The sequence below is a fragment of the Corynebacterium sp. HMSC06G04 genome (assembly GCF_001807365.1).
In the GTDB taxonomy this organism is placed as follows: Bacteria; Actinomycetota; Actinomycetes; order Mycobacteriales; family Mycobacteriaceae; genus Corynebacterium; species Corynebacterium simulans.
In genome coordinates this window covers 1-23,752 of record NZ_KV788602.1, presented here as the reverse complement: position 1 = coordinate 23,752, position 23,752 = coordinate 1, and the positions used below count along the sequence as shown (strand labels likewise).

Below are 23,752 nucleotides of genomic sequence, written 5' to 3'. Positions count from 1 at the left end.
CCCGACGTGTCTACTTTCCGGGGGTCAGGCCCAACCTTGGAGAAGGATGTTTGCGGCCCAGCAGTAGGATAGAAGCCATGTCATATACTTCTAAGCCTCGAATTTTTAGCATGCGGTGGGAGCAGATCCATTCCGCCTATATCGCCAAGGCGGAACGTAAGGACCGTACTCGCGCTGAGGTAGATGAGGTTATTTCCTGGTTCACGGGATACGATGTCCCAGGCATCGCTGCGGCTGGGGAACTTACTGTTGAGCAGTTCTTCGAGCAAGCACCAGAGATGAATCCGCATCGCTTTCTTATCACCGGCAGTATCTGCGGCGTGAAAGTTCAGGAGGTGCAGGACCCAATGATGCAAAATATTCGCCAGCTCGACAAGCTAATTGACGAACTGGCGAAGGGTAAGGCTTTGGAGAAGGTCAAGCGCTCAGACGCTTAACTGCCTCTTTGATTACCTCAGGGCGCTTACAGAACGCGAAACGAACTTTGTAGCGCCATGGTTCGGGGTTATCGGCAAAGGCGGCAAGTGGGATAGCAGCAACCCCGTGTGTCTCGGGGAGCTTTGTACAGAATTCAACTCCGTCCATACCAGAGGAGCTCACGTCGGCGACTAGATAGTAAGTGCCTTGAGTCTCGTGCACTTGGTAGCCGGCCTCACGCAGGCCATCAACTAGGATATCGTGGCATTCGGCCAGCTCTTCCACCATAGCCTTCTGCCAGTCCCGCTCATATACCAGTGCGTGGGCCACTGCGGCTTGGAAAGGCGTGGCAGATACAAATGTCATGAACTGCTTTGCCTTTATCACTCCGTCTAGAAGGTCTGGGTGTGCGAATGCCCAGCCCGTCTTCCAGCCCGTGGCGTTAAAGGACTTAGCCGCCGAGCCGACCTTGACCGTACGGGTTTCCATGCCCGGGATACGCTGGATGTCCACGTGCGTGGCAGACCCGAAGGTAAGGTCCTCGTAGACTTCGTCAGAGAGCACCAGTAGATCGTGTTCCACACAAACGTCGCGCAGGCCCTGCAGCGCGGCGTGGCTAAATACTGAACCGGTGGGGTTATGCGGGGAATTCACGATCACCATCGCGGTCTTATCCGTCACAGCGGCGCGCACAGCATCGACGTCGAGGTCCCAGCTTTCTCCGGAAGGCTTGAGCGGCACGGCGACGCGGGTGGCGTCGGCAAGCGCGATTGCGGCGGCGTAGGCGTCGTAATAGGGCTCAAGGACGATGACTTCCTGGCCCGGCTCTACCAAGCCGAGAACAGTCGCTGTGATTGCCTCCGTGGCGCCTGCGGTGACCACGATTGCTTTGCGAGAAACTGAGTAGTAATGCGCCAGTGCGTCGACAAGCTCAGGGCGCCCGCGCAGGGGAGCGTATTGATTATTTCCCGTCGCAATCTGCTCCTGCGCGATCTCCAACATGCGCTCTGGCCCATCAGAGTCCGGGAAGCCTTGTCCCAGATTGATGGCGTCATTATCGATTGCCAGCTGGGTCATGGTGGCGAAGATGGTCTCGCCAAATTGCTGCAGACGTTTAACCGTCATTAGAGCACCAAAAGATCGTAACGGGTGGCCTTCACATCATTGAGGCGCTTGCGGGCACGGTCGAGCTTTTGCCACTGGTCTTCCGGGATTGCCTTACGCGCCATGGTGACGACCTCAGCGTCCGGCGTGCCCCATGCAATGGGCATCGGGGTGACCTGCTGCCAGTGTTCTTTATCGCTGTTGTTGCGGTGACCGGAAACTGCGGCAACCGGCAGCTTTGTGCCCACAGTGCGCTTGACACCTGGCACGGAAGTAACGGTGCGCAGGCAAGCTGCCCAACGCGGCGGAAGCCCGGGATCAACGTTGGTGTTCACTAGCGCCATCAGCACCATGTCACGTTCGTTGACCTCAGCTACCACTGCTGGTGCCAGCGGGTAGGAATCATAGAGGTGCTGTGCGGTGCCAACCTGGCGCGCGGCTGCAACGCCCACGATGGCCACGAGGATGCCGAAGAGCAACATACCGAGGCCAATGGTAAATCCCCAGTCCGCATCCACAGTCATGTAGACCGCAGCGGCACCGATGATGAGCAGCAAGCCCATGATGAGGCCGGAGTTGCGCAGGCGCGCGGAATCGCGCAGGAGTTCATTGTTCTTCTTGGCGTAGGTCTCGTCGACCTGAAACTTGAAAATCTTCATCAGGTCATAAGTCTACTTCGTCGACGAGACGGTACGCGTATCCCTGTTCCGCCAAGAAGCGCTGGCGGTGGAGCGCATAGTCCGCATCCACGGAATCACGGGTGACGAGCGTGTAAAATTTTGCTTCCTTACCGTCTTCCTTCGGGCGCAAGAGGCGTCCTAGGCGCTGGGCTTCTTCCTGCCGCGAGCCGAAGGTGCCGGAGACCTGAATAGCTAGGGCAGCTTCGGGAAGATCAATGGAGAAGTTTGCCACCTTGGAGACCACGAGTGTTTGCACCTCGCCGTCGCGGAAAGCTTGGAAGAGCTTTTCACGCTTGGAGTTCGAGGTCTTGCCGTCGATTACTGGCGTGCTCAAGTGCGAGCCGAGTTCTTCCAGTTGCTCCACGTAACCGCCAATGATGAGTGCTTGCTGGCCAGCATGCTTGGCCAAAATCTTATCCACGGCTCGGTGCTTTGCGCTTGACGACGCCGCGATTCGATAGCGATCCCGCGTCTGCGCCGTGGCATAGAGCATCCGCTCCTCGGCGTCCATGTCAACGCGTACCTCGATGCACTCCGCCGTGGCGATGTAGCCTGCGGCTTCGAGCTCCTTCCACGGGGCGTCGTAGCGCTTGGGGCCGATGAGGGAGAAGACGTCTCCCTCCATCCCGTCCTCGCGGATGAGCGTGGCGGTAAGGCCTAAGCGGCGGCGCGATTGGAGATCCGAAGTCATGCGGAAAACGGGAGCAGGAAGCAGGTGGACCTCGTCGTAGATGATTAGACCCCAGTCGCGGGAGTCGAAGAGCTCAAGGGCGCGGTATTCGCCCTTCGTCTTGCGGGTTACCACCTGATAGGTGGCGATTGTGATCGGTTTGATCTCCTTCTTCTCACCGGAGTATTCGCCAACCTCGTTCTCGGTCAACGAGGTACGCCGCAGCAGCTCGTTGCGCCACTGGCGTCCGGCCACTGTATTGGTAACCAGGATCAACGTGGTGGCTTGGGCCTTGGCCATCGCCGCCGTGCCCACGATGGTCTTGCCGGCGCCACAGGGCAGCACGACCACGCCGGAGCCGCCGGACCAGAAGGATTCTGCGGCATAGGATTGGTAATCGCGCAGCGCCCAGCCTTCCTCCACCAAAGAGATGGGGTGGGACTCGCCGTCGACGTAACCGGCAAGATCCTCGGCGGGCCAGTTGGCCTTGAGCAGCTCCTGCTTGAGGCGGCCGCGCTGCGAAGGCGGCACGGCGAATGTGCTGTCATCGATGCGAGCGCCCAGCAGTTGGCTGACCTTCTTGTGCCGCGCGAGTTCTTCGAGGATCGGAACCTCGGCAGATTCCAAGATGAGGCCGTGCGCCGGATGCGAGTGGAGGCGCACGCGGCCGTAGCGCGACATGGTCTCCGCGACGTCGATAAGCAGCGCCTGCGGAACCGGGAAACGCGAATAACGCTCGAGCACGTCGACCACCTGCTCGGCGTCGTGGCCCGCGGCGCGGGCATTCCACAGCGCCAGCGGTGTGATGCGATAAGTGTGAACGTGCTCTGGCGCGCGCTCCAGTTCTGCAAAGGGCGAAAGCGCGATGCGGGCTGCGGCAGCGTCTTCGTGGTCGACCTCCAAGAGCACCGTCTTGTCAGATTGCACGATGAGCGGTCCGGGCATCTACTTGCTCCTTTGTACAGGCTCGCCAATGGTAGAAAGCCAAAAGTATAGCCCCGATCGCCCTGCTGGCGCTAAGCGAGTTCCACGGCAGTGATGCGGTGCAAAGGGAAGCGGATGGTGGAACCATCGCTGCCGGTGGCATCGACCTGACCTCCGGCGACGGACAGCGGCTTTACAGTCCTGGACTTAGAATTGCCGTTCTTATCCGCATAGGTGATCTTGACGGGGCGCCCGCCGCGGGCAGCAGCGTGAAGGACGTCGAGGCTGGATTCATCCGCGGCGGTGGGCGCGGGTGATTCGGTATCAAGCAGAGCCTTGGCGACGCTCGTCGGATCCGGGCGAGTGGGGCCAGCCTTGCGAGGTGCCGGAGTAGGCAGTGCGTAGGGCTTGAGCGCCATATTCAGGGAAGCACCTGTTTCATCTTCGCCGGCGGGAGCAAGTCCGTGGGCGCGCAGTTTCTCCAGCAGCTCACCGACGCGCACTTGCGATATTGCGACGGTAGGAGCGATGCGGCGCAGTTCTGGCACCGCCCGCACCGCCATTTCGAGAAGGACGGGATCTTCACTGCGGAGGTACGCCAGCGCAGGGCCGGAGCGCAGCGTGCCGTGGCGCCTATCGACGTCGCGGATGAGAAACTCGAGGGTCTGAGGCACCTCGCTGTGGGCGGCGAAGAAGTCGGTGATCTCTTGCGCCGTCATGCCTACGTCCAAGCCGCGGCGCAGCGTGGACGCGCTAATACGGTAGACGCTGGCTAGGCCTGGCGATTCCAAGTCCGCGAGATCTCCCAACCGGCGATGCGCGCTGGCCTCCAGCGGTCCGGGAACCAAGACCGTGAGATCGCCCTGGATGATGAAGTAGTCCACTTCTTCCGGGGTAAGGGTATGCGTGGCCGCAGGATCCAGCAGCACCTGGGTGGCTTGGCCTAGCGCAATGGCTCCGATCCATTCAGCTTCGGCAACGAGGGCATCGATGGTGGAGGACTTCGTGTGCGTTGTAAAAAGCGGGGCGCGGAAGCGCAGCTCTTCGGAAAATTCCTCTTTGCTAAGTGGGACTGAGGCGTGGGCATAGACGTCCATCACCGTGCGGCGGTGGCGGGCCAAATGCTCAGAGACGCTCTCGGCGGAAAGCAGGCGGCCTTCGGCCCAAGGCTGCCAGGTAGAGGACTGCCAGGCATCGAGGAGCAGGCTCCACTTCTCAGACAGGCCGGCATCCAGCCATTCCTGTGCGCCTTGGGTAGGCGCTAAGAAGTTGCCCTCCAAGCCCTTCGGTTCGCCGCGGCTTAGGAGACGAGCGGAAAAGCCGAGGCAAACCAGGCGGCGCAGCTCCAGCTCTGTGATTCCGAGTTCCTTAGCGAGTTGGGCCTGCGGGCGAACGCCTACGGTCTTGTCTTTCAAAAGCTCGATGGGGCGAGCACCGACAAGATCGATAAGCCTTTCCAGCTCGCGAACTACTTGCAGCCCAGCGGCGGCGCCTGCTTCCCCCGCCTTCTTCTCTAGTGGCGGGGTGCCGGCACGGCCGCTTGGGCGCAGCGGAATGAGCTCGGGGCTGTGTCCCTCCAGCGCGCGGCGGGCGGCGCGCGGTAGCCGCACGGTGTGGGAATCGACGCGGGTGAGAATGCCCTTGGCCAAAAGGCGGGGGATTGGGCGCGTGGGATCAGCATCGGGAGCTGCGTCGCGAGTAGCGCCCATTCCGCCAGAGGCGGCCAGGGTTTGCAGAATCCGTGCCTCATCCTCGGGCAGTGCCGTGATCTCCTCGGGGTTGGTGGTGCTCTGATGGAGCAGCGACCACCCGGTGGGAAGCGCCTGCATGAGCCCTGGGGCAAGGCATACGCCCTGTGCTTCCACTTCGAATGCGAGGCCCCGCTCGAGCAACCTTGCGGTTGGCTCTGGGGCCAAAATTTCTACGGGTTCCAGTTCGCCGCCCCGCAAAGCGATGTCCTCGGCAGTAGCAAGCAACTCGGCATCGCACTGCGCGAGTGCGCGCGCTAGGGAAGTGGTCAGGCTAAGGCGCGTTGCCAACGGGGCGATTCCCGGGGGTAGCGGTGAGAGCACATCGCTGCGATAGCCAAGCAGCGTCGAAAGCTGCTCTTGGTCAAGATCTGCAAGCCACGTGCGGAATTGAACCGACGCGGAGGAAGTGCTGTGAGGTGGGGTCATGGTGGCGAATAAGTTTAGTGGGTAATCGAGTTACTTTTTGGGCCGGGGTTTGGAATAATAAGGCCTATGTCGAATAAGAAGAATGGCTTCGTATCCCCGGCTTGGCCGAAGAATGAAAATCGCGAGCACGCAATTACTGAAATCTACGCGCCGTTCGCTGGTGCATCCAGCCCGTTCGGTGACGATCTGATCCTGCCAATGCCGGCGGAGAAGCTCAACTACGTGCACCCATACACCCGCGTTAACCGCTAAAAGCTCTTACTTAGAAGAAAATCCTTTAGCCTAACGCAGGCCTAGCCCCACCGCACGCCCTTCAGCGGCCGCCTTGTGGTGGGGCCATTTTTCGTACGCTAAAAAGCCAAAAGCTCCCAGCCAGAAGGAACTGGAAAGTTCCACCTAGGGCTGGGAGCTTTAAACGCGAATCTGCGCAGCTTTAGTTTGAAAAGCCTTAGAGGTTTTCGATGAGCTGAGCGATCGGATCGATGAACTGGCGGTTCGCGGAGTAGAACGCGTCGAAGTTGTGGCGGTTTGCCTTGTACTGGTTTGCAAAATCAGCCGGGATAGCCAGGCCGTACTTAGCTGCGGTGTCCTCGACCATCTTGTAGAGAGCGTCAACAGCCAGCTCGTCGGAAGGCTGCGCAGCTGCCTGCTGAACCGGAGCCGGTGCTGGAGCCGGTGCCGGAGCGGCGTCACGCGGGGTTGGTGCGGAGTTCAGGCCCAAGGAAGCGGAGCAAGCAGGCCATGCGCCCCAGCCCTGGGAAGCCAGGATCTTTTCAGCGACAGCGATCTGCTGCTCACGAGTTGCCTGGTTTGCGGTCGGTGCATACTGACCGCCACCGAATGCGGACCAGGTCTGGCCGGAGAACTGCAGACCGCCGTAGTAGCCGTTGCCGGTGTTGATTGCCCAGTTTCCGCCGGACTCACACTGCGCGAGGCGGTCCCAGTCGGAATCCGGAGCAGCGGATGCGGTCGGTGCCATGATGGCTGCAGCGGCGCCGACGGCGACGGTGGAAGCTGCGAACTTGGTAGCGAACGAGTTGTTCTTAGCGGAGTGGCGTCCCATTAAAAGTATTCCTCTTCTCTAGATTTCTCGCGCCCACGTTGTGCTCAGTCCGGCAAAAGTAATTGCTTTAAAGTTGTCTTGCACAAATATCGGCCGCCACGGGGAAGCCCGGACTGCGTGTGGGGGCGAGACTTCCTCGCTGGCGGCCAAGTGCCTGTCCCAAACAGTAACGGTTTATAACGAAATAGTCACGTAACTGACTCGGCATGGCGTCTTTCCTCTGGGAACTCATTGCATTTTCGCAGGTCGTTCCGAAAACGTGAATTAGATCACCCCTGTAACGTGTGTTGTTTATGTGACAGCAACTTCAATTGCTGTGTTATAGGAGTTAGAATAATTCTCTTTATTCCCGAGTAAGAAAGCGAGTAGGGGCGTGCCAATCGGCAAAGTTAAGTGGTTTGATGCTGACAAGGGTTTCGGCTTTGTGAGCAACCCCGGCGATGAGGATGTCTACGTCGGCCGCAACGTGCTGCCCGAGGGCGTCGACGAGCTGGTCCAAGGCCAGCGGATCGACTTTGATTTCGCGGCAGGCCGCCGCGGTCCACAGGCACTGCGTGTCAAGGTTTTGGACAAGCCGCGCCGCCGCACTCCTTCCCGTAAGCCGGACGAGCTGTCGAGCATGCTCTCCGATGTAATGACGCTGCTGGAAACCCAGGTGCAGCCCGTGCTGGCGCAGGGGCGCTACCCAGAGCGCAAGACTGGCCGTCAGGTCGCTGAAATCCTGCGTGCCATCGCCAAGGATTTGGATAGCTAAAAATCAAGCAAAAGCGCGAGCCCAACTTCGTCTCCCCTTGTGGGAATCTAGAAGTTGGGCTCGCGCTTTTTCGCAGGCTGCGTTTATTTGGAAGCAGCCTTGCTCGGCTCGGTGGGCTTATCAGGTGCAGCGGTCTTTGTGGCCTCGGCAAGCTCCTTGTCAGACATCGTGGAAAGGGACCACACGGTGCTAAACGGCGCCTCCTCGCCCTTGCCATCGGTGCCAATCATCAGCGAGGAAATCTCGACCACCATCAGGCGCGGTCGCTTTCCTGTAGAGGCCTTGATGGGGTCAACAGAACCCGGAACGTCCACGGTGGAAGAATCGCCGGCGCCGTGAATCTGCTCGTCGTTAGCCGCCGGGTCATCGTAGATGGAAAGGATGCGCCACTCGTGGTTGGAGATCTCTTCTGGGATCTCTAGATGCAAAGTGTCATCCTTGCCGACGGTGAGGTTTGGAGCCTCGCCCTCAGGGCATTCGGTGCCCAGCTCGCAGACCATATAAGGTGCAACGTCGAGACTCTTCTCACCCACGCTGGCCTTGACGGTGATGTCCTGCGGCTCAGGACCTGGGCGGCTATTCCACCAATTCTGGAATAAGACCACGGAGACCACAATGACTGCCACGGCGATAATCAGCGCCAAAAGCTGCAGCAGCGACTTCTTCCTTGCTTCCTTACGCGTTGCCATGGCAAAGAATCCTACTCGAAGGTCACGCGATACAAATCAACCCACCGCTTACCAGTAATCCAGAATTCTTCCGTTCCTGGAATATGGGCGATGCCATTGAGTACATCGTTTTGGGTTTGCGGCCCAGATTTATTCAGTCCCGCAGCATCAATAACCGCGGTGACCTCGCCGCTTGTGGGATCAATGCGCAAAATATCCTCGCTCATCCACACATTCGCAAAGACCTGGCCGTCCACGCATTCCAACTCATTAATCTCTTCTACCGCCTGGCCCTCCAAGGTAACGGGGGTCCGTGGTGCAGTCTCTTCGAAAGTTTGGGCATCAAGATGTCGCAGCTCGTTGCTTCCATCAGACATGATGAGCTCAGATTTATCCTCGCCCGCGGCACACAATCCCCAGCCCTCGCCCTCATAGCGAGCGCGGCCGGTCTCTTCGAGGGTTACGGGATCCCGCTTGATGGCCTCGCCCGCCTTCCACGTCAACTGCCAAATCGCATCCTGGGTTTGTGTGATGCCCTCACCGAACAAAGAAGGAGGCAGTGACACTTCCTGCTCGGGTTCCTTCGCGCCGGGTTGCAGGCGCAGTAACCGGGATTGCCCGTATAGGCCAGTTCCCACCAACAGCTTGCCCGCGGGATCAACTTCGAGGCCCTGGGTAAAAGAATTGGGGAGCATGGCAGTGTGTTCCTTTATGGAAACGGATAGATGCTCAACTTCGCGTGGCACGTTTGTTCCTTCTTGAGCCGGCGAATCGCCCTCTGAACTGCTGCAACCGGCAAGCAGGCCGATTGCGCTAAGCGCGCTTAAAACGGCGGTGGAAGTCAAAGCGAGAGAAGATTTAGAAGAACCCATGGAAGTCATTGTGCACGATGTCATGGATAATGTAGTGCGTGACTAAGCAGAATGAGCCAACGAACCCACTTCTTAACAAGACCGCCGTGCGCATTGCTCGCGCTGCAGTGGAAGAAGTAGGAGAGGGCGGCGTCGGCAAGCACCGCGGAGTCGCAGGGCTAGGCCGAAACGTCGCAACCCATCGCTTTGAAGCAGATATGCCAGGCTACCCAGGCTGGGAATGGCAAGCGGTTGTGGCCTGCGCGGAGGGCTCGCGTTTTATCACCGTTAACGAGGTAGCGCTGGTGCCGGGGCAACAGGCACTGCAAGCCCCGGAGTGGGTGCCGTATAACGAGCGCGTGCGTCCGGGGGATTTGGGCCCGGGCGATTTGATGCCGCCTGCGCCTTACGACGAACGCTTGGAAGACGGCAAGCTTTCCGCAAAGGGTTTAGATGAGGCGAAAAAGAGGTGGCGCACTGGCTCCTTTGGCCCTAATACCGAGATGGCCGCGCAAGCGCCGCTGCAGTGTAAGACCTGTGCTTTCTATTTGGAGCTGATGGATAACTTTGGTGTGTGCGCTAACGAATTTTCGGCCGATGGCCGTGTAGTGCACGCAAGTTACGGATGCGGCGCGCATTCGGAGACAAAAATCCGGGAAGAAGGATCCGTGACCGAAACCGCTTTTGATGACGAAAAACCTATCTACTAGCGCTTTCGTGGTTTGCTTTCTGGAGTCGCAAATACTTTACTAAGGCCAGTAAAACTCAATCCTCCTGGCACTAGGTAAAGGGGCTGTCTCAAAGCGATGAACGCTGCTTTCGATCGTTATTTCAAAATCTCTGAACGCGGTTCCACAATCGGAACTGAGGTTCGCGCCGGCGTGGTCTCGTTCTTCGCGATGGCCTACATCATTCTTCTCAACCCGCTCATCCTCGGCACCTCGCCCGATGTTGCGGGCCATACCTTGGGCATTCCGCAGGTCGCCGCAGCTACCGCGTTAATCGCCGGCATCATGACCATTGCCTTCGGCGCGATTGCGCGCTATCCATTCGCCATGGCGGCGGGCCTGGGTATGAATACCTTTGTTGCCGTCACCATGGTCTCCACCAAAGGCTTGGAGTGGAAAGACGCCATGGGCCTGGTGGTACTCGAAGGCATCATCATTGTTTTGCTCGCCATCTCGGGCTTCCGTCAAGCGGTCTTCGATGCCATTCCGGCCTCGATGAAGGCTGCGATGGGTGTGGGCATCGGCATGTTCATCGCCATCATCGGCTTTGTCGATGGCGGTTTTGTAACGCGTGTCCCCGATGCAGCGCACACCACGGTTCCGGTGGGCCTTGGCATCAATGGCTCTATTTCCACCTGGCCGGCTTTCGTCTTCGTCCTAGGCCTTTTGCTTTGTTCCTTCATGGTTATCCGCAAGGTCCGCGGCGGCCTGTTCCTGGGCATCGTCATCACCACTGTCATCGCAATGATCCTGCAGGCCATCTTCGGCTCTGAGGACTGGGGTATGGCAACACCAGAGATTCCTGGTTCCTTGGGCGGCCTGCCGGATCTATCCATCGTGGGCGAGGTCAGCCTCGTGGGTGCTTTTACCAAGCTCGGCGTCGTGGCTACCGTGCTGCTTATCTTCACCCTGCTGCTGACGAACTTCTTCGACGCCATGGGCACTATGAATGGACTGGGCAAGCAGGCAGGGCTGGTCGATGAGAATGACAACCTGCCAGACATGCGCACCGCACTGGTGGTAGAAGGCGCCGGCGCCATCGCCGGCGGTCTGGGCTCGGTTTCCTCCAACACCGTCTTTGCGGATTCCGCAGCCGGCATTGGTGACGGCGCGAAGACCGGCCTGGCCAACATCACCACAGGTGTCATCTTCCTGCTCGCGATGTTTTTGACTCCGCTCTATGAGATCGTTCCTATCGAAGCGGCCGCTCCGGTTCTGGTCATCGTCGGCGTAATGATGGCAAGCCAGCTCAAGGACATCGAATGGACCAAGATGGAAGTTGCCATCCCGGCCTTCCTCACCATCGTGGTCATGCCGTTTACCTACTCCATTGCTAATGGCATCGGCGTGGGTTTCATCGCCTTCGCCCTGATGTCTGCGTTTGCCGGCAAGGCAAAGCAGGTGCACTGGCTCATGTGGCTCATCGCCGCACTCTTCGTGGTTTACTTCGGCATGGCTCCGCTGACCAACGCGCTAAGCTAGCGTGCATGCGTGAAGTAATTACTGACCCTTTAGACCCTCGCCTTGATGACGTCCGTGACTTGAATAAGTCGGACAAGAAGGGCGATGGTCTTGTCATTGCCGAAGGTCATCTGGTGGTCTCCCGCCTGGCTGACTCGCGTTTCCCGCTACGCTGTGCCGTAGGTTTTGGCGCAAAGCTGGATGCCTACGTGGAAGAGTATGGGGATCCAGGTTGTCCGATGTACGAGGTCTCGCGAGAAACTCTCGCGGCCGTCGCCGGCTTTGATATGCACCGTGGGTTGGTGGCTGCCGCAGACCGCGCGCCTGAGCCGAGCTTGGACGAGATCTTGAAGACGGCAAGCACCGTGGTGGTGCTTGAGGGCGTGGGTGACCACGAAAATATCGGCGCCATCTTCCGCAATGCGGCGGGCATGGATGTTGACGCCGTGCTGCTGGGCTCGGGTGCTGCAGACCCGCTCTATCGTCGCTCGGTGCGCGTCTCCATGGGCCATGTGCTGCGTTTGCCTTTTGCCCATCTGGACGGCGGATACACCACGTGGCAGCGTTCCCTGCAGGCGCTTCGCGACGCCGCCTTCCGCCTCGTTTCCTTGACCCCGCACCCAGAGGCTGTACACTTGGCAGACGCGCTTCGTGGCGCTTCTAAGGCTGCTCTGCTCGTGGGCGCAGAAGGCCCCGGCCTTACCGAACATGCGATGAAGGCCACCGATGTGCGCGCACACATACCGATGGCCCCAGGTACAGATTCGCTCAACGTGGCTACCTCAGCGGCCATCGCTTTTTATGAGCGCCAGCGCTCCCGAATTGACTTCGAGGTCTGACGCACGTAGCTGCTGATTAGCCCGCCGAGGCGTTTGGCGGTTTCGAGGATTTCCTCGCCAGTGGACTCTGGTTCTTGGTCGTGGGCCTCGTAATCGTCGTAGTCGTTGAAGCCGAGCTTGGACACGGAAGCAGAGGCGATGGCGCCGAGGCTGCGCTCCGGCTTCTTTGGCGCGACCTTGGGCTCGGGCCGTCCGTCGGTGGCATAACCCACGACGTCGAGGTCGGGGCCTTGGTCATTTACTTCCACGCCGAGCCAATAAGACTGCGCTGCTTCGGTGATGCCCTGTGGTTCGAAAGGCAGAGAGATACCGCCGACCGGTTCGTATTTTTCGCCGGCCCAGAACGGCGCCTCAAAGGGCTCTGGTAGGCCGGAGTCTTCCTGCAGGTTAAAGCGCGTACCGCACAGGCAGCGCTTGAGCTCACCGGCCGTCCAGTGCGCAAAACCGGCATAGCCGGTGCTTTCCTGCGAGACGAAGGCATAGATTTCGAGCGCGGGAACCGCCTTCAAGAGTTGCTCTGGAAGGCGCGAGAGCACCATGGATTCTTCCTCGATGACCGTCTGAACCACGGTAACGCCAGGGTATCCGCCGATGTAGTACTCGCTATCGCCAGCCTGGGCAGAGCGATTGAGAGGAAATTGCCCGATGGGGGTTACGGGCAGGTTGGGATTGAGTTGTGCCAAGAATTTCCGGCCAAAGCCGCGATCGGCCTTTGGCTCCTCCCGCAGCACAGCAGCGGGATCTTCGACAGTGACGTACCAGAGAGTGAGAACAGGTTTAGGGTCCACGGTAAAAACTCGCTTAATTACTTTTCTTGGCTGTCAATCCACTCGCGTTCACTCGCGCGGACGCTTGGTGTTAGAGCGCACTCCGAGCAGGACGTCTTCCCAGTGTGGGGTCGTAGCGCGGCGACGGCGGCTCTTTGGCTTTGGCTCCGGCGATGGGTTCTGCAGGAACTCTTCATCGGTGCTTTCTGCCTTCGACTTATCCGACGCAGATTCGGTAGCTGTGGAGGCCTTTGAACCAGAAGCCTGAGTTTCAGCGGCGCCAGCAGGGCGGGCCGCGCCGGTAGCGCCGGAGTCTGCATTGGCGGAGTCCGCTTCGACATCAGCAGGTTGCGGATCCGGTACGACCGTCGGTGCAGTGAAGTCGGTGATGTTGGTGACTGCGCTCGGCGTCTCGCCGTCTATGGCCTTGTCATAGCGCTCGCCGCGGCCGACGGAGGTCAGGGAACGCACTGGTTGTACGAAGTCAGGGTCGGTGAGATCGGCGGCAACGGAGTTGCGAGCCTCCACGGTAGCCGGTGAGGACATGGACTGCTTGAAGGTCCACTCCGCCTCGTTCTCAGACAAGCCAGCCTTCCACGTGATGCGAAGGATCCACGGTTCGCCCTGATGGCGGTAGGCATCCCAGGTCGACTCGGAGAGGGAGTGGCCGCGTGCGGCAAAGGCCGTGGCGAGAATCTCCCAGAGAGTCAGCTTGGCCGGGCCGTCTTCGCGGATGGGGTGGGCCTGCTTGGCGACGTCGGCAATGCGGGCGCGCTCCAGCAGTACCGGGTGTGCGAAAGGCTCGATGCGGGATTCGGGGGCGCCAATTTCCTCGGCGATCTCTGCAGCAGATGCGCCAGCGCGGATGCGGGCCTGAATTTCCGCCGGGCGCAGGCTGATTGCGTGCGGGCGGGAGTCGCCGTGGTCACGCATGCCAGAGCGCGGCTGCGAAATAGGCGCCGGAGTGGTTGTGGTCAGCTGTGGCTCAGCAGGCGCAGTGGAGTCAGTGGACTCAGCCGCGGTGGATGACTCGTCGTCATCTTTCTTTGCTTCCGCGTCGCGCTGTTCGTGTTCGCCAGCGGAGGCGGTGCTTGCAGCCGAGTCTGCGTCGCTGGATGCTGCAGAATTCACAGAATCTGCAGCATCCGTAGAGTCATCTGCGTCCGCCGCGAACGGGAGCCTGGAGACATTGCCCCATGCGTCATCCTCTGGCTTAGGTGCGCCTAGAATCTCGCGGAGATCGTCGGTGATGGCCAGGAAAAACTCTTCGCCTTCTTCGGTTTCCATGACCAAAGAAGTAGTGGTTGAGTCGCTTTTTGCGAGGAAGAGCTCGCGCATTGAGGGGCGCTCCTTTTGCTTGTCGACGGATTCGGACAACGGATTTGGATACTGACAGTTTATTTAAAACCGCATCTAGGCATTGCGACTAGTGCAATCGATCCACACCCCAACGAGGTGCGTGTGATGAAATCCACTTTAACCCAGAAAGCCCCGCGCCTTATGAAGAACGCGGGGCATGTTGGCTGGAAAAGCCCTGTCAGTTGCGCTTAGTGCCTATCCAGGAGGTAGTCGATTGCTTGCGTGAGCTTTGCGACGTCGTCTGGCTCAATCGCGGGGAACATACCAATTCGCAGTTGGTTGCGCCCTAGCTTGCGATAAGGTTCGACATCCACGATGCCGTTCGCCCGCAAGGCCTTGGCTAAGGCCGTAGCATCCACGGTCTCGTCAAAGTCGATGGTTGCCACGACTAACGAGCGGCCAGCGGGCTCGGCGACGAAAGGCTTGGCCTCTTTTCGCGATGCGGCCCAGTCATAAACAATGGTGGAGGAAGCTGTGGTGCGCGTAACCATACCGTCGAGCCCGCCGTTGTCGTTCATCCAGCGGACCTGATTTTCCAGCATCAGAAGAGTAGACACGGCTGGAGTGTTATAGGTCTGGTTCTTGCGCGAGTTATCCACGGCGGTCTGCAGGTTCAGGAAAGCCGGGATATAACGTTGTGCAGCATTAAGCTTTGCGATGCGTTCAATCGCAGCAGGGGAGACCACCGCGAGCCAGAGCCCACCTTCGGATGCGAAGCACTTCTGCGGCGAGAAATAGTAGACGTCAGCCTCGGCCATCGTGATGGGCAATCCGCCAGCGCCCGAGGTCGCATCGATGACAACGAGTTGCTCCGGATTATTTGGCTGTGGGCGCAGCACGTCAACCATCGCGCCCGTCGAGGTCTCATTGTGTGCCCACGCCACAACGTCAGCATCGCCGAAATCCACCGTGCGTGGGTCGGGAGCGGTGCCGGCGGGGAAGTCGTAAACGATGGGCGCTGTGAGCCACGGTGCACCAATACTTGCCTTGGCAAACTTCGAAGAGAACTCTCCGTAGGTCAAATGCGCGGACTTATTTTCGATGAGGCCGAACGTCGCGGCGTCCCAAAAAGCGGTGGCGCCGCCGGCCGAAAGAATAATCTCATAGCCGTCTGGAAGCTTGAATAGATCTCGCAATCCCTCGCGAATCGAACCCACCACGTTTTTCACGGCGGGCTGGCGATGAGAAGTGCCGATGATGGATTTAGCCCCCGCAGTAATTGCCTCAATTTGGGCGGGTCGTACCTTGGAAGGGCCGCATCCGAAGCGACCGTCGATGGGGAGAAGATCTGCAGGTAAAGTCGGTTCTGTGTGGAGCATGAGGCACAGTCTAACCTAATTTCGGTCACCCTATTGGTAAACGTTAAAAGTTTAGGATGTTGGCAGCGTCACAAATTTTGATAAAGTGTGAAGAGATTTAAAACGTAATGCCGGTTTGGAGTCGGTGTTTTAAGTGTTGAGAAAGGATCAACAAGTGGCTTCTGAAGACAACAAGGTTGTTCTCCACTACCCAGGTGGCGAGTACGAGATGGATATCAAGCAGTCCACCGAAGGTGACTCTGGCTTTGATATTGGCAAGCTTCGCAATGAGACTGGCCTCGTAACCTTTGACCCCGGCTACGCCGCTACCGGCTCCACCGAGTCCAAGATCACCTTCATTAACGGTGAGGAAGGCATCCTGCGCCACCGCGGCTACGACATCGCGGATCTGGCAAACAACGCCACCTTCAATGAGGTTTCCTACCTCCTCATCAAGGGCGAGCTGCCAAACCAGGAGCAGCTGAGCGCTTTTAACGATGAAATTCGCCACCACACCCTGCTGGATGAGGACTTCAAGGCGCAGTTCAACATCTTCCCGCGCAATGCGCACCCGATGGCGGTTCTGGCATCCTCCGTTAACATTCTCTCCACCTACTATCAGGACCAGCTCAACCCGTTGGATGAGGAGCAGCTGGACAAGGCAACCGTCCGCCTGCTGGCTAAGGTTCCGATGCTGGCTGCATACGCTTACCGCGCGTCCCAGGGCAAGCCTTACATGTACCCGGACAACAACCTGAACGCACGCGAGAACTTCCTGCGCATGATGTTCGGTTACCCAACCGAGGAGTACAACGTCGATCCAGTCGTCGCGAAGGCTCTGGACAAGCTGCTCATCCTGCACGCAGACCACGAGCAGAACTGCTCCACCTCCACCGTCCGCATGATCGGTTCCGCACAGGCAAACCTCTTCGTTGCTATCGCTGGCGGCATCAACGCTCTGTCCGGCCCGCTGCACGGTGGCGCAAACCAAGCCGTTCTCGAGATGCTCGATGAAATCCAGAAGAACAACGGCGGCGACGCAACCGACTTCATGAACCGCGTGAAGAACAAGGAAAAGGGCGTCCGTCTGATGGGCTTCGGCCACCGCGTGTACAAGAACTACGACCCACGCGCAGCCATCGTCAAGGAGACCGCACACGAGATCCTCGAGCACCTGGGCGGCGACCCAATGCTGGATCTGGCAATGGAGCTCGAGAAGATCGCTCTCGAGGACGAGTACTTCGTTTCTCGCAAGCTGTACCCGAACGTCGACTTCTACACCGGCCTCATCTACCGCGCCATGGGCTTCCCGACGGACTTCTTCACCGTCCTGTTCGCCATCGGCCGCCTACCGGGTTGGATCGCTCAGTACCGCGAGCAGCTGGATCTGAACACCAAGATTAACCGTCCGCGCCAGATTTACACCGGCGAGACCTTGCGCACCGTTTCCCCGCGCGCTGAGCGTGCGTAATAGGCCTTTTGGACTGCATGGCTTTAGTCACGAAATGATGACAAAACAAGTCATTGCGTAGGCCAAATAAAGCCGAATCGCAGATGAACCCTTATACTGGGCACACTGCGATTCGGCTTTCGCCGTTCGTGCAGGCCTAGTTCTCGGCCTAAAAGCGAGACAACTAGGCGCCGAATCGATATCACAAACGTTTCCCAAGGAGGATTTTCCCCAATGGATAAGCCCGTAATTGAGGCTCATACTGAGCCGGCCCCGACTGAGCTAGTTATCGAGGACATCATCGTCGGCGACGGCGCAGAGGCACAGCCGGGTGGCTTTGTTGAGGTTCACTACGTGGGCGTCTCGTATGAGGACAACCAGGAATTCGACTCTTCCTGGGGTCGCGGACAGTCCATCGAGTTTCCGCTGACTGGCCTCATTGCAGGTTGGCAGGAAGGTATCCCGGGCATGAAGGTGGGCGGCCGTCGCAAGCTCATCATCCCTCCGGAGAAGGCATACGGCCCAGCTGGCGGAGCGCATCCACTTGCTGGACGCACCTTGGTCTTCGTTATCGACCTGCTGCGTGCGTAAATAACGTTTCTTTTTTGGCTCCACCTTTTGCCCCGAATTGCTAGGGCAGAAGGTGGAGTTTCTTTTTTGCGGGCGCAAGAACTTGAATTTTTCGGCGTCACGCGTGGCGAAACTCGTGCACAATGGAACCATGAGTGTCCCATTTATCTCTTTTAATGATGATCGCGAGATGCCACAGCTTGGTCTGGGCACCTACAAGATGACGGGTCAGGAATGTATCACGGCGGTACGTGAAGCCATCGAGCTCGGCTACCGCCATTTCGATACTGCAACCTTGTATGAGAACGAGGCAGAGCTAGGCCAGGCCCTAAATGATGCGATGCGCGCCGGTGACGTCACCCGTGATGAGCTCTTCATCACCTCCAAGGTCTGGCATGACAGCCACGGGGCGAAGGGGGTAGACGCAGCATTTACTGAATCGCTGAAAAAGCTGCAGCTGGACTACCTAGACCTCTACCTGATCCACTGGCCGTGGCCACAGGCTGGACTCTATGTGGAGACCTTTGAGGAGATGGCTCGTCTGCAGGGCATGGGGCAGATCGCTTCCATCGGCGTGGCTAACTTCTACGAGGAAACGCTGCAGGAGATCATCGCGCGAACGGGTATCGTTCCAGTGTTGAACCAGGTGGAGCTGCATCCGGGGTTTACCCAGCCGGAGTTGCGAGAATTCCATGATGAACATGGCATTGTTACAGAGGCATGGTCGCCGCTGGCGAGGGGAGAGGTCCTTAACAATGCGGAGATCAAGAATGTGGCGCAGCGCCTTGAGGCAACCCCGGGACAGGTAGCAATCGCCTATCTTCTAGCCAAGGGGATTTCCGTAATCCCGAAATCCACCAAGCGTGAGCGCCTCGAGGAGAATTTGGCGGCCGCGCAGCTGGAGCTTAGCCACGATGACATTGCGGCAATCGACGCCCTCGATAACGGCGCGGCTGGGCGCTTGTACAAGGACCCGCGTGAGTTTCCGGGTTAAACGTTAAAGCGGGCCTTTCGGCCCTCAGAAAACGGCCTAGAGGCGGCAGGGAACGGCATAGTTCTCTGCCGCCTTTTCTTGCCATGTGGACTTTCGCAATGTTTGCAAACTCGAGCGTTGAAAGATATGGGGGTACTTTTCACGCTTTAAAAAGTGCAGTAAGCAATGGGGTTAGGGGGTAGCTAAGGCTTGCTAATCAAAAATCGATTGGCAAGCTTTACAACCTCGCAATGTGAATTGGGTAACTTACTCGTAAGGCGAAACGTGATTCATCACACTATCTCTATCTCGTGTGGTTCATTAATCACTTTCGTGTGGAATCTTGAGAACCCAAGGAGAGCGACATGACTAGCGCACCTACCTCGATGCTCGAGCGCCGCGAACCGACAGCGCAGGACTTCATCGAGATGCGCGATAGCCCGCAGTTTAAGCAGTTACGCGGTGCATATCGTAACTTCACTTTCCCGATGACCATTGCCTTCTTCCTGTGGTACGTCATCTACGTGTTGGCTGCCGTCTTTGCGCCTGGATTCATGGGCACCGAAATTGGCGGTGGGTGGAACGTGGGGCTCGTATTCGGGCTCGCCCAATTTGTCACCACGTTCGCGATTACGTGGATCTACGTCAAGTACGCCAACAAGAAAATTGAGCCGCGTTCAGCAGCTATTCGTGAGGCATTGGAGGGATAGATTATGCTGACCTTCAACCTAGCTGCTGAGGCAGCGCAAGAAGGCTCCGGAAACCCGGTGCTCAACATCGCCGTTTTTGGTGCGTTTCTTGTCATCACCATGTGGGTGGTTTTAAGGGCAGGAAAGACCACGAAGAAGGCCTCGGACTTCTACACCGGTGGTGGCACCTTCTCTGGCCGCCAGAACGGTTTGGCCATTTCGGGTGACTATCTTTCTGCCGCTTCCTTCCTCGGTATCGTCGGCGCGGTCGCTCTCAACGGATATGACGGATTCTTGTATTCTGTCGGCTTCTTCGTGGCCTGGCTGGTGGCGTTGATGCTGGTTGCCGAGCCGATGCGTAACGTTGGTCGCTTCACCATGGCAGACGTGTTGTCCTTCCGTTTGAAGCAGCGCCCGGTACGCGTGGCGGCGTCCATCTCTACGCTTTTTGTCTCGCTGTTCTACCTGATTGCGCAGATGGCCGGCGCAGGCTCCCTGGTGTCGGTGCTTTTGGATATCCATGACTTCACCTGGCAGGCGGTCGTGGTTGGCATCGTGGGTGTTTTGATGATCGTCTACGTTCTGGTGGGCGGTATGAAGGGCACTACTTATGTGCAGATGATCAAGGCGGTCCTCTTGGTCACCGGCGTCGTGGCGATGTGCATCATGACCTTCATTGCGGTGAAGGGCGGCTTTAGCACCTTGTTCTCCGACGCCGTCGATATGCATGCGGGCTCGGATTACCTCCAAGAGAAGGGCTACGAAGCTTCTCAAATCATGGAACCAGGCTTAAAGTATGGAAAGACTTTGACCACCAAGCTGGACTTCGTTTCCCTCGGTATCGCTCTGGTGCTCGGCGTTGGCGGCCTGCCGCACGTGCTCATGCGCTTCTACACGGTTCCGACTGCAACTGAGGCACGCCGTTCCGTGACCTGGGCAATCGTCATTATCGGTGCTTTCTACCTGATGACCCTCATCCTGGGCTACGGTGCCGCGGCACTCGTGGGCCCGGACCGCATCCTGGCCGCGCCGGGCGGGGCCAATGCCGCAGCGCCGCTTCTGGCGCTAGAGCTTGGCGGCTCGGTATTCATGGCTGTCATCTCGGCGGTTGCATTCGCCACGGTGCTGGCAGTAGTTGCAGGTCTGGCGATTACCGCGTCTGCATCTATCGCGCACGATATCTACCACGCGGTTATTCGTAAGGGAGAGTCCACCGAGGCGGAGCAGGTCCGTGTCTCGCAGGTTACGGTCGTAGTCCTCGGCATCGCCGCCATCATCCTGGGCATTCTGGCCATGACTCAAAACGTCGCGTTCTTGGTCTCTCTTGCCTTCGCCGTCGCGGCTTCTGCAAACCTTCCGACTATCTTGTACTCGCTTTACTGGCGTCGCTTCAACACGGCCGGTGCGGTGGCGTCCATGTACACCGGCGTCATCTCCTGCCTGCTGCTCATCTTCTTCTCCCCGGCAGTATCTGGTTCTGAGACCTCGATGTTCCCGAACGCGGATTGGGCGCTGTTCCCACTGTCGAATCCGGGCCTGGTTTCCATTCCGCTGGCATTCATCGCAGGCTGGTTGGTTTCCATCCTGACCCCGCCGGATGACTTTGAGGATCTGTCCGCAGAGATGGAGGTACGGTCTCTGACCGGCGTTGGCGTGGAGGCCCCAGTCAACCACTAAACCTGGCAGAGTACTGAGTATTATCTAATGCGTGCTCGATTCTTTGTCTAAAACGAAGGCGGTGCCGATGAAGGTCGGTACCGCCCTCGCCGCGTTTTCACTCGCCGGCGGCCTGTTGTGCGCATGTACACCGTCGCAGCAGCACGATAGTAAGGCCGCCTCGGCGTCGGCAAGCAATGCGTCTGCGTCCGACCTTCGGCATGAGCTGGGGGAGCCTGCGCTTTCCGACGTCCCCGATGACGTCAGTCAGTTCCTCGAGGGTAATAAAGACCAGCAGCTGAGCTACTACCGCATCGGCGATGGAATGCGTATGGCAACGGCAAATGAGCATGAGCCGCGCCCAGCATTGAGCCTTATCAAGCTGTATATCGCAACCTACGTGCTCGAAAAGGGAAGCTTTGAGGATAAATACGAAGCCTTAGACATGATCGCCAGCTCCTCAGATACAAGCGCAGAAGAACTCTTTGAGAAGTACCCGAATTCCATTGACTCCGTGGCAAAGGAATATGGATTGCAGGCCACGAAGGCCGGTGAGCAATGGGGAACCTCGGTGACCTCCATGTATGACGTGGTGCGCTTCGTGGTGCAGCTGAAGGAAGATAACCCCACCCACCCGGTCCTGGTGGCGATGGCCCACGCCGATCCCATCTCGGAAGACGGATACGAGCAGGACTACGGCACGGCGAAACTGCAAAATGTAGTGGGCACCAAGTGGGGCTGGTCAAATGACAAGACCCTGCACTCTTCGGTTTCCTTTGGCAAGAACTTCGTTGTTGCAGCTACCACCTATGGTAGCGCCGATGATCTCACGGACTTTGTGAAAGACGAGGTAACGGGCAGTAACCTGCGTAAGGGTACTGATCGCTACCAAAAGGCGCTCAACGGTGAGAGCGTTGCTCCTGTAAGTCCTTCGAAGTCTTCTGCGCCTGCCTCCAAGACGACCATCACCGTGACCTCGACTCTGCCGAAGTCTGAGAAGAAGGGCTCTGATAAGGGCCAGAGTAAAGACGGTGGCAAGGCCAAGCGCGGGGATAAGAGCAAGGAGCCTACCGACGCCGGCAAGAAGAGCGACAAGAAAAAGAAGGACAAAAAGAAAGAGCCGACCTCGTCGGCTCAATCTGAAAGCGCTACTTCAAAGCGTTCTGAATAGTAGAAGCTAGGTCGATGGCTCCCTTGATTTGATCCTGGGAGACGGAAGAGCCGCCGTAGGAGATGCCGTTCTGGTTTACTCGCGGCAGGCGCATGCCTGGCACCGCGTGCTCTACCTGGGAGCTAAGCGCACCCATCGCATCAGAAGACTGCGGGGAGATACCCGGGATGTTGCCCGGCTGTGCCGGTGCGGCCGGCTTCGGTGCGGAAGGCTTGGCTGGCGCAGCAGGGGCCTTCGGGGCCTTCTGACCCGGCATCCATTGGCCCCAGTCGCGGGCGTAGACCTCGTTGATGTCCACGGTCACGCCGTCGATGGTGCGCTGCATGTTGCCCGGCAGCTGGTGAATCGTGGTGCGTGGGTGGATCTTGCCGTTCGAACCCCAATCGTGCATCCAGAAGAAGGAGCCGATTCCATCGCGCACGCACCACTCGATCGTGTTGTAGTTGCCGTATACGCCGGTCTGGTAGCCCGCTGCCGAAAGCAGGCGGCTAAAGGCCTGTAGGTAAGGCTTGATCTGTTGGTCGTACTGGGCGCGGGTCGGGTTATCGTCAATCGCGATGTAAATCGGGCGATTGGTCGGTCCGCCTGCTGCCCTGTGCAGGGCAATAGCCTGCGGGGCGTGGATGGCTGCACCTGCGGCACCTTGCTTCCAATCGGCGGTTTCGGCACGGCCAAACTGGTAGATGGAGGCCGTCGCCAAGCCCTGCGCGGCGTTAGCCTTGGTTTCCTGCAAGGTGACGGGCTTGCCGGTCATCCAGGATTCGGCGCCGGGGCGACGCTTGGAAACATAACGGATGGCGCCGAGATGGCCCGCGCGCTTGATGCCTGCGGCGGAAGGAACACCGACGGCGAAGTCGATGATGGTGCCGCGCACCGGTCCAAGCGCCGCTGCATTCGGAACGGCAGAACCGATGGCGCCTGCGGTCAGGGCGAGAGCGCTGACCTTTAAGAGGCCGCGACGGGAGAAAGATGGTGACATGTTGAGCTCCTGCAGTAATCACATTTGTCACAGTAGTTAACAATTGCACCATAGCAGGAGGTCTTGGGGCATTCCCGGAGTGCAACCGCATGTCGCGCTTTTACTTCGGGAAACTATTTTGAGTCGTTCCTAAACGTCACTTGCGTGGAGTTCTCAACCGTGCGCGATACCGTGCAGTCCTTCTCATGAGAGATGCGAATCAGGTTGTCCACGAGCTTGCGCGCTTGGTTGCCCTCGGGGGTATCCGGGAACGATAGATCGAAGCCCACGCGAACCTCCGACTGGCGCGATGCCCCGTCCTCATTTACGCGGTCGCCTTCCATGTGCACATCAAAAGATTTCGGCTCCGCGCGCTGGGACGTTACGACGTCTACCTCCACTGCGGCAGACCCCGCAACGGCCGCCAAAAGGTGTCCCTCCAACGATAACTAGCCGTTCCCGGCGGACGAGCGAGATGCTGGCGTCATCCGGTGCCGTTTCGGCGTAGTTGGTAGGGGCAATCCG

24 protein-coding genes are annotated in these 23,752 nt (G+C 58.6%); 12 read left to right on the top strand and 12 right to left on the bottom strand.

What is annotated here, in order from left to right; genetic code table 11:
• The first annotated feature begins 110 nt into the window (after nucleotides 1-110).
• The gene (locus tag HMPREF3158_RS04070; RefSeq protein WP_246816173.1) at nucleotides 111-437 is read left to right on the top strand and encodes a DUF2200 domain-containing protein; all 327 of its coding nucleotides are present in this window, start codon (nucleotides 111-113) and stop codon (nucleotides 435-437) included.
• Here the strand turns inward: HMPREF3158_RS04070 and HMPREF3158_RS04065 are convergent.
• The 4 genes from HMPREF3158_RS04065 to HMPREF3158_RS04050 all read right to left on the bottom strand — a co-directional run bounded on the left by HMPREF3158_RS04065 (nucleotide 418) and on the right by HMPREF3158_RS04050 (nucleotide 5,972).
• The gene (locus HMPREF3158_RS04065) at nucleotides 418-1,542 is read right to left on the bottom strand and encodes an aminotransferase class I/II-fold pyridoxal phosphate-dependent enzyme (protein WP_062035630.1); all 1,125 of its coding nucleotides are present in this window, start codon (nucleotides 1,540-1,542) and stop codon (nucleotides 418-420) included. The genes HMPREF3158_RS04070 and HMPREF3158_RS04065 overlap by 20 nt on opposite strands.
• Nucleotides 1,542-2,180 carry a DUF3239 domain-containing protein gene (locus HMPREF3158_RS04060; RefSeq protein ID WP_061921125.1) on the bottom strand — a complete coding sequence of 213 codons (639 nt, stop codon included), beginning with the start codon at nucleotides 2,178-2,180 and terminating at the stop codon, nucleotides 1,542-1,544. Before HMPREF3158_RS04060 ends, HMPREF3158_RS04065 begins: the two co-directional genes overlap by 1 nt.
• Before the next feature lie 4 nt (nucleotides 2,181-2,184).
• Entirely contained in the window at nucleotides 2,185-3,816 is a 1,632-nt protein-coding gene (locus tag HMPREF3158_RS04055; protein ID WP_070497407.1) for a DNA repair helicase XPB, read from the bottom strand.
• Between the two features lie 71 nt (nucleotides 3,817-3,887).
• Nucleotides 3,888-5,972: a helicase-associated domain-containing protein gene (locus tag HMPREF3158_RS04050; RefSeq protein ID WP_070497406.1), complete on the bottom strand. Its 2,085-nt coding sequence runs from the start codon at nucleotides 5,970-5,972 to the stop codon at nucleotides 3,888-3,890.
• A gap of 66 nt (nucleotides 5,973-6,038) precedes the next feature.
• Between HMPREF3158_RS04050 and HMPREF3158_RS04045 the strand changes: the two genes are divergently transcribed.
• Nucleotides 6,039-6,224, top strand: coding sequence for a hypothetical protein (locus tag HMPREF3158_RS04045; RefSeq protein ID WP_061921131.1), 186 nt, complete (start codon nucleotides 6,039-6,041; stop codon nucleotides 6,222-6,224).
• 196 nt (nucleotides 6,225-6,420) lie between these two features.
• Here the strand turns inward: HMPREF3158_RS04045 and HMPREF3158_RS04040 are convergent, their stop codons facing one another.
• Entirely contained in the window at nucleotides 6,421-7,035 is a 615-nt protein-coding gene (locus tag HMPREF3158_RS04040; protein WP_070497404.1) for a resuscitation-promoting factor Rpf1 domain-containing protein, read from the bottom strand.
• Between the two features lie 373 nt (nucleotides 7,036-7,408).
• Here HMPREF3158_RS04040 and HMPREF3158_RS04035 point away from each other — a divergent pair, with 373 nt between their 5' ends.
• Entirely contained in the window at nucleotides 7,409-7,789 is a 381-nt protein-coding gene (locus HMPREF3158_RS04035; RefSeq protein WP_061921135.1) for a cold-shock protein, read from the top strand.
• A gap of 83 nt (nucleotides 7,790-7,872) precedes the next feature.
• Here HMPREF3158_RS04035 and HMPREF3158_RS04030 read toward each other — a convergent pair whose 3' ends face one another.
• Together HMPREF3158_RS04030 and HMPREF3158_RS04025 are read right to left on the bottom strand one after the other, a co-directional pair.
• A complete protein-coding gene (locus tag HMPREF3158_RS04030; protein WP_062035626.1) occupies nucleotides 7,873-8,478 on the bottom strand; it encodes a DUF2771 domain-containing protein in 606 nt (201 codons plus the stop codon).
• A gap of 11 nt (nucleotides 8,479-8,489) precedes the next feature.
• Complete coding sequence (locus tag HMPREF3158_RS04025) at nucleotides 8,490-9,329, bottom strand: glutaminyl-peptide cyclotransferase (protein WP_061921177.1); 840 nt, start codon at nucleotides 9,327-9,329, stop codon at nucleotides 8,490-8,492.
• 38 nt (nucleotides 9,330-9,367) lie between these two features.
• Here HMPREF3158_RS04025 and HMPREF3158_RS04020 point away from each other — a divergent pair, with 38 nt between their 5' ends.
• The 3 genes from HMPREF3158_RS04020 to HMPREF3158_RS04010 all read left to right on the top strand — a co-directional run bounded on the left by HMPREF3158_RS04020 (nucleotide 9,368) and on the right by HMPREF3158_RS04010 (nucleotide 12,336).
• On the top strand, nucleotides 9,368-10,018 hold the full coding sequence (locus HMPREF3158_RS04020) for a DUF3027 domain-containing protein (RefSeq protein ID WP_070497402.1): 651 nt from the start codon (nucleotides 9,368-9,370) through the stop codon (nucleotides 10,016-10,018).
• Between the two features lie 96 nt (nucleotides 10,019-10,114).
• The gene (locus HMPREF3158_RS04015) at nucleotides 10,115-11,518 is read left to right on the top strand and encodes an NCS2 family permease (protein WP_070497400.1); all 1,404 of its coding nucleotides are present in this window, start codon (nucleotides 10,115-10,117) and stop codon (nucleotides 11,516-11,518) included.
• A gap of 5 nt (nucleotides 11,519-11,523) precedes the next feature.
• Nucleotides 11,524-12,336, top strand: coding sequence for a TrmH family RNA methyltransferase (locus HMPREF3158_RS04010; protein ID WP_070497398.1), 813 nt, complete (start codon nucleotides 11,524-11,526; stop codon nucleotides 12,334-12,336).
• Here the strand turns inward: HMPREF3158_RS04010 and HMPREF3158_RS04005 are convergent.
• The 3 genes from HMPREF3158_RS04005 to serC form a co-directional block, all read right to left on the bottom strand.
• Nucleotides 12,297-13,124, bottom strand: a complete 828-nt coding sequence (locus tag HMPREF3158_RS04005; RefSeq protein ID WP_070497396.1) for a DUF6928 family protein — start codon at nucleotides 13,122-13,124, stop codon at nucleotides 12,297-12,299. The genes HMPREF3158_RS04010 and HMPREF3158_RS04005 overlap by 40 nt on opposite strands.
• A 48-nt stretch (nucleotides 13,125-13,172) precedes the next feature.
• The gene (gene sepH / locus HMPREF3158_RS04000; protein WP_070497394.1) at nucleotides 13,173-14,441 is read right to left on the bottom strand and encodes a septation protein SepH; all 1,269 of its coding nucleotides are present in this window, start codon (nucleotides 14,439-14,441) and stop codon (nucleotides 13,173-13,175) included.
• Between the two features lie 209 nt (nucleotides 14,442-14,650).
• A complete protein-coding gene (gene serC, locus HMPREF3158_RS03995) occupies nucleotides 14,651-15,781 on the bottom strand; it encodes a phosphoserine transaminase (protein WP_070497392.1) in 1,131 nt (376 codons plus the stop codon).
• A gap of 154 nt (nucleotides 15,782-15,935) precedes the next feature.
• Between serC and HMPREF3158_RS03990 the strand changes: the two genes are divergently transcribed.
• The 6 genes from HMPREF3158_RS03990 (at nucleotide 15,936) to HMPREF3158_RS03965 (ending at nucleotide 22,269) form a co-directional block, all read left to right on the top strand.
• Entirely contained in the window at nucleotides 15,936-17,231 is a 1,296-nt protein-coding gene (locus HMPREF3158_RS03990; protein WP_082787620.1) for a citrate synthase, read from the top strand.
• Nucleotides 17,232-17,444: 213 nt separating this feature from the next.
• Complete coding sequence (locus HMPREF3158_RS03985) at nucleotides 17,445-17,801, top strand: FKBP-type peptidyl-prolyl cis-trans isomerase (RefSeq protein ID WP_061921152.1); 357 nt, start codon at nucleotides 17,445-17,447, stop codon at nucleotides 17,799-17,801.
• Nucleotides 17,802-17,931: 130 nt separating this feature from the next.
• Nucleotides 17,932-18,774, top strand: coding sequence for an aldo/keto reductase (locus tag HMPREF3158_RS03980; RefSeq protein ID WP_062035620.1), 843 nt, complete (start codon nucleotides 17,932-17,934; stop codon nucleotides 18,772-18,774).
• 344 nt (nucleotides 18,775-19,118) lie between these two features.
• On the top strand, nucleotides 19,119-19,463 hold the full coding sequence (locus HMPREF3158_RS03975; protein ID WP_062035619.1) for a DUF485 domain-containing protein: 345 nt from the start codon (nucleotides 19,119-19,121) through the stop codon (nucleotides 19,461-19,463).
• A gap of 3 nt (nucleotides 19,464-19,466) precedes the next feature.
• A complete protein-coding gene (locus HMPREF3158_RS03970) occupies nucleotides 19,467-21,119 on the top strand; it encodes a solute symporter family protein (protein WP_070497390.1) in 1,653 nt (550 codons plus the stop codon).
• A 31-nt stretch (nucleotides 21,120-21,150) separates the two neighbouring features.
• Nucleotides 21,151-22,269 (top strand): hypothetical protein, encoded by a 1,119-nt coding sequence (locus tag HMPREF3158_RS03965; RefSeq protein WP_201040666.1) that lies wholly within the window; start codon nucleotides 21,151-21,153, stop codon nucleotides 22,267-22,269.
• On the opposite strand, the gene HMPREF3158_RS03960 is transcribed toward HMPREF3158_RS03965, so the two are convergent.
• Together HMPREF3158_RS03960 and HMPREF3158_RS03955 are read right to left on the bottom strand one after the other, a co-directional pair.
• On the bottom strand, nucleotides 22,247-23,248 hold the full coding sequence (locus tag HMPREF3158_RS03960) for a DUF1906 domain-containing protein (RefSeq protein ID WP_061921166.1): 1,002 nt from the start codon (nucleotides 23,246-23,248) through the stop codon (nucleotides 22,247-22,249). The two genes, HMPREF3158_RS03965 and HMPREF3158_RS03960, sit on opposite strands and share 23 nt — an antisense overlap.
• 113 nt (nucleotides 23,249-23,361) lie before the next feature.
• Nucleotides 23,362-23,655, bottom strand: coding sequence for an OsmC family protein (locus HMPREF3158_RS03955; RefSeq protein WP_246816172.1), 294 nt, complete (start codon nucleotides 23,653-23,655; stop codon nucleotides 23,362-23,364).
• Between the last annotated feature and the right edge of the window lie 97 nt (nucleotides 23,656-23,752).